This is a genomic window from Streptomyces sp. NPDC059567 (genome assembly GCF_042735655.1).
In the GTDB taxonomy this organism is placed as follows: Bacteria; Actinomycetota; Actinomycetes; order Streptomycetales; family Streptomycetaceae; genus Streptomyces.
Genome location: NZ_JBHWBS010000037.1, coordinates 54,452 through 68,916, shown reverse-complemented (window position 1 = coordinate 68,916; position 14,465 = coordinate 54,452). Strand labels below are relative to the sequence as shown.

Below are 14,465 nucleotides of genomic sequence, written 5' to 3'. Positions count from 1 at the left end.
CACCCACCTATCTCCCGCGCCCCGCCCCGCCCCGCCGCGCCCCGCCGCGCGCCCCCCCCCCCCCCCGGGCCGGGGGTCTCGTCCGCCGGACGATGTCGTGGTGCTCCGCGTCCGAACGGTGCACCCGTCATGGGTCACACGTCGCCGAAGGCGATCTCCCGCTTGAGGATCTTGCCGGTGGCGCCCTTCGGCAGCGCCTCCACCAGCTTGATCTCTCGCGGGTACTTGTACGGCGCCACCCTCTCCCGTACGAACTCCCGCAGTTCGTCGGTCGTCACGTCCGCCCCAGGGCGCGGCGCGACGGCGGCCGCGACCTCCTCGCCGAGGGTCGGATGGGGCAGGCCGACGACCGCCGCCTCGGCGACGGCGGGGTGTTCGTACAGCACCTCCTCCACCTCGCGCGGGTAGACGTTGAAGCCGCCGCGGATGATGAGGTCCTTCTTGCGGTCGACGATGTAGTAGTAGCCGTCCTCGTCGACGCGGGCGAGGTCGCCGGTGTGCAGCCAGCCGTCCCGGATGGCCTCGGCGGTGGCCTCCGGGCGGCCGAAGTAGCCCTTCATGACGTTGTGACCGCGCACGCACAGCTCGCCGACACCGTCGTGCACGTCGACGAGTCGCAGCTCGACGCCGTCGATCGGGGTGCCCACGGAGCCGGCCTTGCGCGGGCGGTCGAGGTGGTTGAAGCAGGCGGCGGGAGAGGTCTCGGACATCCCGAAGCCCTCCAGTACCGGCGCGTCGAAGGCCTTCTCGAAGCCGTGCAGCACCTCGACGGGCAGGGAGGCGCCGCCGGAGACGCACAGGCGCAGGGTGGCCACGTCGTGCGCCTGGGGGTGCGCGGTGCGGGCGGCGAGCAGCGCGGCGTACATGGTGGGCACCCCGGCGAAGACGGTGACGCCCCGGTCCTGGACGGTCCCGAGCGCCTGGGCCGGATCGAAGCGGGCCATCAGGGTGAGCCGGGCGCCGGCCGCGAAGGCGGCGTTCATCGCGCAGGTCTGGCCGAAGGTGTGGAACAGCGGCAGGCAGCCCAGGAGCACGTCCTCGTGGGTGAGGCGGAGCAGCGAGGCCGAGCAGATCTCGGTATTGCGCATCAGGTTGGCGTGCGTGAGTTCGGCGCCCTTCGGGGAGCCCGTGGTGCCGGAGGTGTAGAGCAGTACGGCGGTGTCGTCGTCCGCGCGGGGCCGCGTGGCGGCCGGCTCCCGGTGCTCGGCGAGCAGGTCGGTGAGGGTGCCCGCGGCGAGCGGGAGTACGGTCGCCGCGGTGCCCTCGGCGCCCCGCGCCGCGTCGGCGGCACACATCTCGTGGGCGAACAGCAGCACCGCGCCGGAGTCGCGCACGTAGTGGGCGATCTCCCGCGGCTTCAGCAGCGGGTTCATGGGGACGGCGACGGCGCCGGCACGCAGGATGCCGTAGTAGAGGACGGGGAAGTCGAGGCCGTTGGGCAGCATCACGCACACGCGGTCGCCTGGGGCGACGCCCCGGCCGGCGAGCAGCGCGGCGACCCGGCCGGCGGCCGCGTCGAGTTCGGCGTAGGTCAGGGCGTCGCCGCCCAGCTCGACGGCGGTGCGGGTGCCGTGTTCGGTGGCGGTGCGGGACAGGATCTCGGCGAGGTTCATGGGGCGGCTTTCGGGGAGCAGGGGCGGGACAGTGCCGGAGCGGCGGGGTCAGCCGCGCAGGGCGGAGGCGAAGAGGCCCGGGAGCTTGGCGACGGAGGGTGCCGCCGTGAAGCGGGTCAGCCGCTCGAGGGTCGTCAGGGCGGTGCGGTTGGTCACGAAGTGCGGCGGACGCGGCGCCAGTGAGGGCGAGCCGGTGAACAGACCGCGAGGGGCGGGCGCGAACGGCGAGCGGAGCACCGTCTTCTCGATGTCCTCCAGCAGATGCGCGTTGTGCACGAAGCCGACGCCGCTGCCGATGTCCTGCCGGGTGTGGCCGGGGTACGCGCCCCAAGGGGTGTACCCCAGCAGGAAGCCGATCGCGCACCAGGCGTTGACGCCGACGGTGCCGTAGCGCAGCCCCGCGACGGCGGAGTCGACGGCGGCGCGGTGGGCGCGCTCGGTCCCGGGGTGGACGATGAGCGTCGCGCCCAGGGTGCCGGGCAGCCTGTCGTTGGCGAAGTCCACGGCCTCGCGGAGGAACACGTCCGCGTCGGCTCCCGGAAGCCGGACGACGCCGAGCGCGCTGCCGAAGACCTCGTCGGTGAGCATGACGTCGTCCTCGACGGTGAGATCGGGGACGAGGACCCGGCACTTCCCGTCACCGAGCACCTCTGCCTGCGGATGGGCGGCCAGGACCGCGTCCAGCCTGTCGCCCGCGCCCGGGTAGTAGTCGGTGCGCGGCGGCAGTTCGCGCAGCACGCGGCGGATCTCGCCCAGCAGCCGGTCGCTGCCCTCCCAGTCACGGGGCAGGATCAGGATCTGGCTGGCGACGCAGTTGTGCCCCGAGTTGTTCATCTTGCTGGTGACGATGTGCTCGGCCTGGTACCGGAAGTCGGCGGCGCTCCAGTCGCCCGGCGCCACGATGCACGGTGTGACACCGCCGAGTTCGCTGCTGAAGGGCTTGGCGTTCAGCGGCCTGTCGGTGCGGCGGCGCTCGGCGGCCTGCTCGTCCGTACCCCACACGATCGCGTCGTGGGTGCGCTCGCTGCCGGTGACATGGATGGTGTCGACGTGGTCGTGGGCGGCGAGGTAGCCGCCGACATCGGCGCCTCCGTCGGCGAAGCGCACCCAGCCCCGGTCGACGAACTCGTCGAATACGTACGCGAAGTGCGGGCGGAGGTAGTCGTTGACCGGATTCATCTTGGCGATGACGGTCTGGCCTTCGGCGTAGAGCTTGTGCAGGATGTCGAGCGGGGTGATGGCCGCGACATTGCCGGCGCCCAGCACCAGCGCGACGGCGGGTCGGCCGGCGCGTCCCCGGTACTCCCCGGCGGCCCGGTCGAGGACCTGGCGCGCCGTGGTGCCGGGGAGGGTCCACACCTGGGCGGTGGTCCCGTTCTGCAGCAGCGTGTCCCAGCCGGTGGCGGGGAAGACGTCCACGACGGCCCGCCCGTTGCGCTCGTGCACGGCGCCCGGGTCGACGGGGGGCTTGCCGGCGGCGATCCGGCGCAGCACGTGCAGGTGGGCGCTCACCCCCTGGGCGAGGGCCCAGGGGGCGCCGATCCAGTCCTCGGCGGCCCACGGGGAGTCGGGGGCGAAGCCCTTGGCCGCGGCGGCGTCCGCGACCATTCCCGCGGCGCGCGCGGCGATCCGCGGCAACATGCGCTCCAGGAGCGGTATCCGCTCGGCGATCGGCGAGGCCGTCCAGGTCTCGGCGCTTGCGCACAGTTCGGCCACGGCGCGGTCCAACTGCGCGGTGTCGAGGGCGGAGACGGAGGTCATGGGCTGTCAACTCCTGGTCGAGGGTGGGGATGGCCGGAGGGTGTGGGCGGGACGCGGCTCGTCGCGGCGCTGTCCGGTGCGCGGCTGCGCTTCCCGCGCCTTCGCCCCAGGGGATCAGGCGCGCAGCCGGGCCCGGTCGCGGGACGGGTTGACGAGGGTGGCGGAGAGCAGCCCGCCGACGAGCAGCATCGCGCCGGTGATGATCACGGCGTTCTGATAGCCGTCCGGCCCTTGCTTGTCGACCATGAATCCGATGATGGCGGGAGCGGCCAGCCCCGCCGTGGTGACCACGGCGTTCATCACGCCGAGGGCCCCACTGGCGCGGGCGGGCGGAGCGAGTTCGGAGACGGTGGTGGCCGCGACGGCTGCGTAGGAGCCGGCGAGGCCGAATCCGATGGCCAGCAGCGCGGTCTTGGCGCCGGTGCCGTCCACCAGGGGTACGCCGAGGCATGCGAGCGCGCCGAGAGCGAGCGTCGCACCGCCGACGCCGCCGCGCGCCCACTTGGTGCTGACGCCGCGCCGCATCAGCCATCCGGTGACACCTGCCTGCGTCAGCAGGACGACCGCGCCCATCACCCACGGGAGCACCACGAGGCGGCCGGCTTCGGCGGAGGAGTAGCCGAGTCCGTTGTGCAGGTAGGAGGGCAGCCAGACCAGCATCAGCGCCACGGCCCAATAGCACGTGAAGTACGCGGCGGTGACGGCGAGCCAGGTGGGGGTGGAGAAGATACGCCGGTAGGGGACCGGCTCGTCGGCGGCTTCGGGGGTGTCGGCGCCGACCGGGGCGGCGGCTCCGCGGGCCGGTGCGTCAGCGGTCCGGTGCGGTCCGGTCCCGCCGAGGAAGTGCCAGGCCACCGCCCAGCCCAGTCCGATGGCGGCGAGCACCCACAGGGCCGTGCGCCAGTGGTGGTTGTCGATGATCCAGGTGAGTCCGGGGGCGGCGGTGATCACTCCGAGGGTGACGCCGAGGGTGACCAGGGCTCCGGGCAGGTTGCGCCGGTGGTCGGGGAACCAGCTGAACGTGGCGTGCTGGGCGACCGGGAACGCGGGGCCCTCGGCGGCGCCGAGCACGATCCGGGAGCCGATCAGCACGGCGAGCCCGCCGCCGATGGCGGGCGGCACCTGGGCCACCGACCAGAGCAGCGCCATGACCAGGATCACCGTGGTGGGCCGCACCTTGTCGGCGTACATGCCGACCACGCCGGCGGCGACCGAGAAGAGCAGGAAGAACGCGCTGTTGGCGAGGCCGAACTGGGTGGCGCTGAGGCCCAGATCGGCGCGTATCTCGTCGGCCGCCAGTCCCAGCACGGACTTGTCCGCGAAATTGATCATCATGAACACGACGAGCAGACCGGTGACGGTCCAGGCACGGGACCTGGTACCGCGGTCTGCCGACGTCGGATCGCCGAGCTGCCTCGACGTGGTGTCAGCGGCGGTCACGGATCCTCCGGAGGGGTGCGGCCGGCGTCGTTGCCGGGCGGGGAGGGCGACAGAGCAGGAGAAGGACGGCGGGGTTCGAGGTTCCGGGGCCGGAGGCCGGCCCCGGACCGGAGATGCCCGGGATCAGGAGAGGGGGACGCCCTCGATCGCGATGCGCTCCATCACCCGGCGCCGCGGGTAGTAGTCGTTGATCGCGTAGTGCTGGGTGGCGATGTTGTCCCAGATGGCGATCGAGTCGGGCTCCCAGCGGAAGCGAACCTGGTACTCGGGGATGCGGGCCTGCAGCACCAGCTCGTCCACCAGTTCACGGCTCTCGGCGTCCGAGAGGCCGACGATGCGGGTGGTGAAGGGCTCGTTGACGTAGAGCGTCCGGCGGCCGCTGCGCGGGTGGCGCACGACGACCGGGTGCTCGACCTGCGGCCAGTTCTCGCGGAAGGCCGCCTTCTGCTCGTCGTTCATCAGAGCGCCCCAGCTGGGCTCCCAGTCGTGGACCGCGGTGAGGTCCTCGATCCGCTCCTTGAGCTCTTCCGAGAGGTTGTCGTACGCGGCGCCCATGTCCGCCCACATCGTGTCCCCACCGGCGGCCGGGACCTCGATGGCGCGCAGCACCGAGCCGAGGGCGGGGTTGACCATGAAGGAGTGGTCGCTGTGCCAGATGTTCTTGTTCCCCTTGGACTTGGCGTCCTTGGCGAGCCGGGAGACCCCGGCGTGCTCGGTCCCGGGGAAGAACGGGTTGGGCTCCGGCGGGCCCCAGACGCCGGCCAGCGCGAGCTGGTGCTCGGCGGTGAAGCCGGTCTGATCGCGGAAGAAGATCACCTTCCACTCCAGCAGCGCCTGCCGCAGCTCCTCGGCGAGAGCCTCGCCGATCCCCTGGGCGAGGTCGACGCCGCCGAGCACGGCGCCGAAGTGCGGAGTGAGCGGGGCGATGTCGAGGATCTCGTACCGGGTCTCCGGGGTGCCGGGCGACATGCGGTCGAGCACACGTGTCCCGTAGTACATCAGGGGCTTGTCGAGTACGGGCTTGGGGGCGGCGACGGTGGCGTCCATGGTCCCTCCGAACGGCTCGAAGATTCGATACCGGCAGTATTGATATGTGGCGACGCCGTCGGCAAGGGGTTGCGGCCGTCAATTTCAAAACTACCGGTAACGAATTCCCCATCCGAGGAACCCGTCGGGTGAAATGCCGAGGAAACCGTCAGGGCGTGGCGCCGACGGCGCGGCCGATGAGGTCGACCACCGCGTCCACCAACCGCTCGTCGGGCATGCGCTGTTCGGCGATCATCCGGAACACCAGCGAGGCGGCGACCATCGTCACCGCCGCGTCCACGTCGATGTCGGGCCGGACGTCGCCGCGTACGATCCCCCGCTCGAGGATGTTCCGGGTCTCCGCCGCGACCCGCGCGGTGTACTCCCCGTACGCGCCACGCTCGGCGTCCGCATCGGCCGCGGTGGCGATCACACCGGCCAGCAGCCGGTCGACCCCGGGCGTGCGGTACGCCTCCAGACGCGCCGTGAGCACGGCTCGCAGCTCGGCACGGAAGTCGCCCATGTCCGGGACGGACAACGGACCGACCCGCGACTCGGCGGCGGCGATGACGAGGTCCTGCTTGGTCGGCCATCGCCGGTACATCGACGGCTTGCTGACCCCGGCCCGGGCGGCCACCGCGTCCATCGTGACCGCGCCCATGCCCTGCTCGGCCACCAGCGCGACCACGGCGTCCAGCACCGCGCGGGTGACCCGCTCCTCCCGGGGCCGCCCAGGACCTCGCCCGCCGCCCCGCCCCACCTGCTCGTCGACCATGCCCTGACCCTACGGGCGCCGACGATGATCATCCACTCCGGCCGCGCGGGCCGCGGGGATCCCTTCCCCACTCCCCCGTCCGCGGCCGAACGGGCCGCCCACCCACCACGGCCACCCGACGGCAAGGCCTGACGACGGGACCGGCCCCGCGGCGCCCTTGCGGACGGCGCCGTCCAGCATGGCGCTGAGGTGCATCCCGCGCTCCTGATCGTTCTCGCCAGGGCGTGCTCGCGTCTGGCATGAAGGTCTGAACGATGATTCACTGCTTCCATGGCATACCGCAAAACCCCGGCCGAGCTGGCTCGGCTCAGCAGCGCGCGGGAGCATCTGGTCCAGCAGGCCACCGACGTCGTGGCCGATGTGGGCTGGGCGCAGGCCTCGGTGAACGCCGTCGCAGCCGCGGCCGGGATCGCGGCCGGCTCGGTGTATCAGCACTTCCCGTCCAAGGCGGCGCTGGCCGTCGAGGTCTTCCGGCGCGCCTCCGGCCGTGAGGTCGAGGTGCTGGGCGAGGTGCTGCGCAGCCCGGGTGATCCCGTCGAGCGACTCGCTCGAGGCGTCGAGGTGTTCGCCCGGCGGTCCCTCGAACGCCGGGGCCTGGCCTACGCCTTGCTCGCGGCGCCCGCCGAGCCCGCCGTCGGTGCCGAGCGCCTGGAGTTCCGGCGCCGGTACCGGACGCTGTTCGCCGAGGTCGTGAGCGAGGGGGTGGCCTCGGGCGTGCTGCCGCCCCAGAACCCGGAGGTCACCGCCGCCGCCCTGACCGGCGCCATCGGCGAGGTGCTGGTGGACCCGCTCGGGGCGTCCGACGGGGAACCCTCCGAACAGCTCATCGCCGAGCTGACCGCGATGTCCCTGCGCTGCCTGGGCGCCGGGCAGGCCCCGGCCGGCTGACCGGCTCCACCCGACTCGCACGGGTCACGACCGCACCACCCTTCCCGACGGCTCCGCCACTCCTCCCGACGACCCCGAAGGACACGACCATGACCAGCACCGCCGACACCCGGCCGGTCAGCAACCCCACCGCCCGCACCCACGACGTGACCAACCAGGCCCCTCCGCTGGTCGGCCACGACGTCGCCGAGGACCCGGTCCTGCTGGAGGGCGTACGTCGTGAGGGCGCCGAGTGGTACCTCGACGATCTGCACCGGATCGGCCGTCGCACCGGAAGCGAGGAGGTCCAGCGCTGGGCCGAGGAGGCCAACCGCTACGAGCCCGTGCTGCGCACCCACGACCGCTACGGCAACCGCGTGGACGAGGTGGACTTCCACCCCTCGTACCACTCCCTGATGGACGTCGCGATCGGCGAGGGTCTGGCCGGCGCGCCCTGGGCCGACGAACGGCCCGGCGTCCATGTGGCGCGCGCGGCGGGCTTCATGGTGTGGAGCTCCGCCGAGGCGGGACACGGCTGTCCGGTGTCGATGACGTACGCCGCGGTGCCGGCGCTGCGCCACTCCCCCGAGCTGGCGAAGGAGTACGAGCCGCTGCTGACCAGCCGCGGGTACGACCCGGCGCTGAAGGCGCCGGGTGCCAAGCGCGGTCTGCTTGCCGGGATGGGCATGACGGAGAAGCAGGGAGGAACCGACGTACGGGCCAACACCACGACGGCCGTGCGGACGGCCGACGGGAGCTGGCGGCTGCGCGGGCACAAGTGGTTCACCAGCGCCCCGATGAACGACCTGTTCCTCGTCCTCGCGCAGGCGCCAGGCGGCCTGTCCTGCTTCCTCGTCCCGCGCGTGCTGCCCGACGGCAGTCGCAACACCTTCCGCATCCAGCGTCTGAAGGACAAGCTCGGCAACCGCTCCAACGCCAGCAGCGAGCCCGAGTTCGACGACACGGTGGCCTGGCTGGTCGGCGCCGAGGGCAAGGGCGTGCGGACCATCATCGACATGGTCACCATGACCCGCCTGGACTGCATCCTCGGCTCCGCCTCCGGCACGCGCGCCGCCCTCGCGCAGGCCGCCCACCATGCCCGCCACCGCTCGGTGTTCGGCGCCAAGCTCATCGACCAGCCGCTCATGCGCAACGTCCTGGCGGACCTGGCCCTGGAGTCGGAGGCCGCCACCACCCTCGCCCTGCGGGTCGCGGGCGCGACCGATCGCGCCCAGCGCGGCGACGCCGGCGAGCGGGCGTTCCTCCGCCTGGCCACGGCGGTCGGCAAGTACTGGGTCTGCAAGCGCCAGCCGGCGGCCGTGGCCGAGGCCCTGGAGTGCCTGGGCGGCAACGGCTACGACGAGGCCTCGGGCATGCCCCGGCTGTACCGGGAGGCGCCCCTCAACGGCATCTGGGAGGGTTCGGGGAACGTCAACGCCCTCGACGTGCTGCGCGCGCTGCTCCGAGAGCCGGAGTCACTGGAGGCCTTCCGCGCCGAGGTGGAGTCGGCGGCGGGCGCCGACGCCCGGCTCGACGCCGCATGGCGGGAGGTGCTGGGCGAGCTGGCACGACCGGAGGACGCCGAACTCCGCGCGCGGCGCCTGGTGGAACGCCTGGCCCTCGTCCTGCAGGGCTCCCTGCTCGTACGACACGCCCCCGCTCCGGTGGCGGACGCCTTCTGCGCCTCCAGGCTGGCCGGCGACCGGGGCCTGGCCTTCGGCACGCTGTCGACGGGCACGGACCTCGCGGGGATCATCGACCGCCTTCCTGTCGGTCTGGGATAGGAGCGGCCTGCCTGGAGGGGTCGTCCCCTCCAGGCGGGCCGGCACGTCAGGGTCTGCGGGCGTGGAGGGCGTGGGCGCCCAGCGCGAGCGGGGTGTGGCCGAGGAGTTCGAGGCCGCGGTCTTCGAGCAGCCGGGCGTAGTGGTCGGCCGTTCGCTCGCGGCCTCCGGTGTTGCACATCATGTGGAGGTCCCACGCGGTGGCGAGCGAGGGGGTGGCGTCGGCCGGCAGAAGGCGTTCGACGATGAGGAGGTCCGCATGCCGGGGCATGGCGTCGGCGCAGTGTCGCAGGATGCTGCGGCAGCGGTCGTCGTCCCAGTCGTGCAGGACGCGGGAGAGGATGTAGACGTCGCCGTCCGGGGGTACGTCCGCGAAGTCGCCCGCCCGGTAGCCGCACCGCCCGCCCGCATCGGTGGCGGCCAGGTGCGTGCGCGCCGCGGCGAGGACCTGAGGGCGTTCGAGGAGGATGCCGCGCAGGGTGGGGTGGGCGGTCAGGATGCGGCCGAGGAGTTCTCCGGTGCCGCCGGCGATGTCGACCACGGTGCGAGGGCGGCCGGGGGCGGTGGCGGCGGCGGTCAGGACCGGGTGCGCGGGGAGGGCATCGAACATGGCGGCGCTCGACACCATGGACTGGTCGAACAGGGTGGCGAGTTCGGGGTCGCGGGCGAAGTGGTCGAAGTGGTTCTCGCCGTAGAGGTGCTCGAAGCCGGGTTGTCCGCTGCGTACGGTGTGGGTCAGATGGGCGAAGGACTGATAGAACGGGCCGCCGTACATCAGCGCCAGGGGCCGCATCGAGCCCGGGGCCTCCGCGTCCAGGAGTGCGCCGACGCCGGTGAGGCGGAATCCGTCGGGGCCTTCGGAGACCACGCCGAGCATGGCGAGGTACCGCAGCAGGGTCGCCAGGCTCTGCGGGTCGGCGCCGACGGCCCGGGCCAGCTCTGAACTGTGCACCCCGGTGTGGCGGTTCATGGCCTCCGGTAGCCGAAGCCGTGCGCAGGCCGCCAGGGCCTGGGTGGACCAGGCACCGGTCAGCAGCCACAGGAGCGCTTCCGCCGGCTGCGGTTCGCCGGCCCGTCGCGCCTGTCCCGCCGGGGCGAGGGGCCCGAGGTGCTCGGTCAGTACGTCACGGTGGTCTCCGCTCGCGTACAGCTCGACGCGCCGATACGCCGTCTTCGTGTCGGCGGGGGCGGTGAAGTAGAACACCGTGCCGTCCTCGTGCGGGTTGTAGCCGCCTCCGTCGGCGATCGCGCCGTGCCGCGCGAAACTCGCCAACAGCCCGCGCAGCACCAGGGGGTCGGGCCGGTCGACGTCGAAGGCGAGGTGCGCCTCGTGGTCCAGGCGGCGTTCCTCGGCGGCGATCCCGGACAGCCCGGAACCCGGCGGCACCGTCAGCGCGAACACCTCGACCGCCCGGTGTTCTTCGGCGGGGCCGCGGACCAGGGGACGGAGAATGCTTACGTCAAGATCCGCGGGCTTGCGGCGGTGACGCGCCGCGAGCCGTTCGCGCACGACGACACTGGGTTGCGCCTGTGCGTCGGCGGGCAGCCCACATGCCGCCAGGTCCGTCCGCAGCGCCTGCTCGTCGGGTGGGAACACGAGCACGGCGGCGTGCGCGAAGCGGCACCGGTCGGTCAACGCCCGCAGTTCGGGACCGTCGAGGCCGGGCAGCACGCGGGAGAGCAGGAGGGACGTGTCCTGCTCCCGGACGAACGCGGCCGTCGCGCTCAGCCGCCCCGCGTCGTCGCCGGCGTTCCCCGCCGGCGTGGTCGTGGGCGTGGTGGTCGCCGTCGTCGTGGCCGCGGGCATGGTGAAGGGATGTTCGGAGTGCATTCCCTGTCCGTGTGTGAAGGAGGAAGCCCGGGCCGACACCGGAGCATGCCGTGCACAGGCACGGGCAGCCCAGGGCCTGACCCGGAACGGGGCGTTGAGAGGGAGAAGGGGGGCGGTCAGATGCCGACGTAGTTCTCGGCGAACCAGTCCTGTTGGGTCCGCGAGGTGCGCAGCGAGGCGATCCGGGAGTGGCGCAGACGCTCCTGGAAGAGAGAGGCGCCCTCGGAACCCGGGGCGTCGTGCAGGAGGCGGATCATCCAGTGCGAGAACTCCTGGGCACGCCAGATGTGGGCCAGGCACCGCTCCGAGTAGGAGGCCAGGGGCTCGGGGTCGCCGTGAGCGAGGTCCGCGGTCAGGGCCTGGGCCAGGATCTCCGCCTCCAGCACCGCGAGGTTCGCGCCCTTCGCGGCGGACGGGCTGATCAGGGCGGCGGCATCGCCCACCAGGAAGAGCGAACCGTGACGCAGCGGTTCGAGCACGTCGGACTCGAGGTCGACGACGGCGCGCTGGACGAACCGGCCGCGCAGCAAGGGTCCGTACGCGGTCGCGCGCATGCGCAGGTCGAGTTCGTCCCAGATGCGGTCCTCGCTCAAGGCGTCGGCCCGCGTTCCGCGTTCACACTGCAGGTAGTAGCGGGTGATCTCGGCGGAACGGGCCATGTGCCCGGCGAATCCGCGCGGGTGGGTCGCGTAGCCGACGGCGTCGATGCTCGGCGGCGCCTCGGCGAGCAGGCCCAGCCAGGACACGCCGTGGTCGCGGTGGTGGCGGTGGACCGTGCCGGGCGGAAGCGAGCGCCGCCCCGCCCCGTGGCGGCCGTCGCAGGCGGCGACGTACCGTGCCCGCCACCGTCCGGGGCGCCCGTCGCCCTCCCGTACGGTCACCGCGGGGGTGGGGCCGTCCGCGTCGGTCACGGCGACCGCCTCGGTGTCGAAGCGGATCCGCCCTCCGGCATCGACATACTGCGCCAGCAGATCGGAGACCAGCTCGTGCTGCGGATAGACGGTGTGCGGCTCGCCCTGGCCGAGCCGTCGGTAGTCCAGGCGGAAGCGGCCGTCCTCGGTACGGAACTCGCAGACGCTGTGCTCCTGCCCGCGCCGGCGCAGGCCCTCGTCCAGACCGTTGCGTGCCAGGACCCGCACGGTGTTCGCGGCGAGGAACCCCGCCCGTGCCCGGTTCCGGACGTGGTCACGACCGGCACGTTCCACCACGACGCAGTCGATGCCGCTGCGAAGTAAGAGGTTCCCCAGGACCAGGCCCGCCGGGCCGGCACCGAGGATGACCACATCGGCCGAGTGCTGGGCGACCCGGGCGTACTGACTCTCTGTCACAACGGTGGATCATAGGCACTGAAAAATATGTGGACAGTCAAATATCACCCGAATGCGCGATATGATGCGAAAAGGATTCTGCCATCGCCGAGGAACGCCTCGGGCGCCCAGGACCCCACCGCGTACCCCGTCCGTACCTATCACGGACAGCGGCGTTGCGATGATCCATGTCACTGTCGTGGGACCTTCAGAAGGCCACGGCGCAGCCCTTAGCGTTGCCGAAACGAGCCGGGCGCGACGCGGGCGAGTGCCGCTCCGACGGCATGACGTACGCGGGGACGTGTAGCGACCCGTTGCTCATCACCGGCAGGGTGAAGGGATCATGATGTTCCGCAAGGTACTGGTGGCCAATCGCGGGGAGATCGCGATTCGCGCGTTCCGCGCGGGCTACGAGCTGGGTGCGCGCACGGTCGCCGTCTTCCCCCACGAGGACCGCAACTCTCTGCACCGGCTGAAGGCCGACGAGGCGTACGAGATCGGTGAGCCCGGACATCCGGTGCGGGCCTACCTCTCCGTGGAGGAGGTCATCCGGGCGGCGCGCCTGGCCGGTGCCGACGCCGTCTACCCGGGTTACGGATTCCTGTCCGAGAACCCGGAACTGGCGCGCGCCTGCGAGGAGGCGGGCATCACGTTCGTGGGCCCGAGCGCGCAGACGCTGGAGCTGACCGGGAACAAGGCGCGTGCCGTGGCCGCCGCCCGGGAGGCGGGCGTGCCCGTGCTCGGTTCCTCGGCGCCCTCCACCGACGTGGACGAGCTGGTCGCGGCCGCCGAGGGCATCGGCTTCCCGGTGTTCGTCAAGGCCGTCGCGGGCGGCGGTGGTCGCGGGATGCGGCGGGTCGAGGACCCGGCGACGCTGCGCGAGTCCATCGAGGCGGCGGCCCGCGAGGCCGAGTCCGCCTTCGGCGACGCGACCGTCTTCCTGGAGAAGGCGGTCGTCGACCCGCGCCACATCGAGGTGCAGATCCTCGCCGACGGCGAGGGCAATGTCATCCACCTGTTCGAGCGCGACTGTTCGTTGCAGCGGCGCCACCAGAAGGTGATCGAACTCGCGCCCGCCCCGAACCTCGACCCGGAGGTGCGGCAGCGCATCTGCGACGACGCCGTGAGGTTCGCCCGTCGGATCGGCTACCGCAACGCGGGCACCGTGGAGTTCCTCCTCGACCGCGACGGCAACCACGTCTTCATCGAGATGAATCCGCGCATCCAGGTCGAGCACACGGTGACCGAGGAGGTCACCGACATCGATCTGGTGCAGTCGCAGCTGCGCATCGCCTCCGGCGAGACCCTTTCCGACCTCGGCCTCGCGCAGGAGTCCGTCGTCCTGCGCGGTGCCGCCCTGCAGTGCCGGATCACCACCGAGGACCCGGCCAACGGCTTCCGCCCGGACACCGGCATGATCAGCGCGTACCGCTCTCCCGGAGGCTCCGGCATCCGGCTCGACGGCGGCACCACCCACGCCGGTACGGAGGTCAGCGCCCACTTCGACTCGATGCTGGTCAAGCTGACCTGCCGGGGCCGGGACTTCAGGACCGCCGTCGACCGGGCCCGGCGCGCGGTGGCCGAGTTCCGCATCCGGGGCGTGTCCACGAACATCCCCTTCCTGCAGGCCGTGCTCGACGACCCGGACTTCCAGGCGGGACACGTCACGACGTCCTTCATCGAGCAGCGGCAGCACCTGCTCACCGCGCGCCACTCCGCCGACCGCGGCACCAAGCTGCTCACCTACCTCGCCGACGTCACCGTGAACAAGCCGCACGGCCCTCGGCCCGAGCTGACCTCCCCGGCCGGCAAGCTGCCGGCGCTGTCCGCCGGCGAGCCGGCCGCCGGGGGCCGGCCCCCGAGCCGCGCGCCCCGGCCCCCCGGGGCGGCGGCGCGCGCCCGGGGGGGCGGGCGCGGGCGCGGTGGGGGGACGCCCTCGTGGCGGCCGGGCGCCCCCCCCGCCCGGGGCGGGCGCCTGGGGGGGGGGTGGGGGGTGGTGGGGGCGGCGCCCGGCGGTGCGGGCACGGGCGGGACTCCCTGCGACGGTGGCTGGACCTGTGGCAA

At 72.7% G+C, this 14,465-nt stretch carries 10 protein-coding genes; 3 read left to right on the top strand and 7 right to left on the bottom strand.

The features are described 5' to 3' along the window. Positions 1–134: 134 nt before the first annotated feature. From ACFVZW_RS18650 to ACFVZW_RS18630, 5 genes are all read right to left on the bottom strand, one after another. The gene (locus ACFVZW_RS18650) at positions 135–1,613 is read right to left on the bottom strand and encodes a long-chain fatty acid--CoA ligase (protein ID WP_384522522.1); all 1,479 of its coding nucleotides are present in this window, start codon (positions 1,611–1,613) and stop codon (positions 135–137) included. A gap of 48 nt (positions 1,614–1,661) precedes the next feature. Next, positions 1,662–3,374, bottom strand: coding sequence for an aldehyde dehydrogenase family protein (locus ACFVZW_RS18645; RefSeq protein WP_384522520.1), 1,713 nt, complete (start codon positions 3,372–3,374; stop codon positions 1,662–1,664). A 114-nt stretch (positions 3,375–3,488) separates the two neighbouring features. Then, a complete protein-coding gene (locus ACFVZW_RS18640) occupies positions 3,489–4,814 on the bottom strand; it encodes an MFS transporter (protein ID WP_384522518.1) in 1,326 nt (441 codons plus the stop codon). 123 nt (positions 4,815–4,937) lie between these two features. Continuing rightward, entirely contained in the window at positions 4,938–5,861 is a 924-nt protein-coding gene (locus ACFVZW_RS18635; protein ID WP_384522516.1) for a TauD/TfdA dioxygenase family protein, read from the bottom strand. A 148-nt stretch (positions 5,862–6,009) separates the two neighbouring features. Then, a complete protein-coding gene (locus tag ACFVZW_RS18630; protein ID WP_384522514.1) occupies positions 6,010–6,615 on the bottom strand; it encodes a TetR/AcrR family transcriptional regulator in 606 nt (201 codons plus the stop codon). A 270-nt stretch (positions 6,616–6,885) separates the two neighbouring features. On the opposite strand from ACFVZW_RS18630, the gene ACFVZW_RS18625 reads away from it, so the two are divergent. Both ACFVZW_RS18625 and ACFVZW_RS18620 read left to right on the top strand, forming a co-directional pair. Beyond that, on the top strand, positions 6,886–7,503 hold the full coding sequence (locus ACFVZW_RS18625) for a TetR family transcriptional regulator (protein WP_384522512.1): 618 nt from the start codon (positions 6,886–6,888) through the stop codon (positions 7,501–7,503). A gap of 89 nt (positions 7,504–7,592) precedes the next feature. Beyond that, entirely contained in the window at positions 7,593–9,266 is a 1,674-nt protein-coding gene (locus tag ACFVZW_RS18620; protein ID WP_384522510.1) for an acyl-CoA dehydrogenase family protein, read from the top strand. Positions 9,267–9,312: 46 nt separating this feature from the next. Here the strand turns inward: ACFVZW_RS18620 and ACFVZW_RS18615 are convergent, their stop codons facing one another. Both ACFVZW_RS18615 and ACFVZW_RS18610 read right to left on the bottom strand, forming a co-directional pair. Next, positions 9,313–11,094, bottom strand: coding sequence for a methyltransferase (locus ACFVZW_RS18615; RefSeq protein WP_384522508.1), 1,782 nt, complete (start codon positions 11,092–11,094; stop codon positions 9,313–9,315). Between the two features lie 116 nt (positions 11,095–11,210). Continuing rightward, positions 11,211–12,422 carry a 4-hydroxybenzoate 3-monooxygenase gene (locus ACFVZW_RS18610; RefSeq protein WP_384522506.1) on the bottom strand — a complete coding sequence of 404 codons (1,212 nt, stop codon included), beginning with the start codon at positions 12,420–12,422 and terminating at the stop codon, positions 11,211–11,213. A 325-nt stretch (positions 12,423–12,747) separates the two neighbouring features. Between ACFVZW_RS18610 and ACFVZW_RS18605 the strand changes: the two genes are divergently transcribed. Beyond that, the coding region (locus ACFVZW_RS18605) for a biotin carboxylase N-terminal domain-containing protein (protein ID WP_384522504.1) at positions 12,748–14,465 on the top strand (1,718 nt) is incomplete at its 3' end.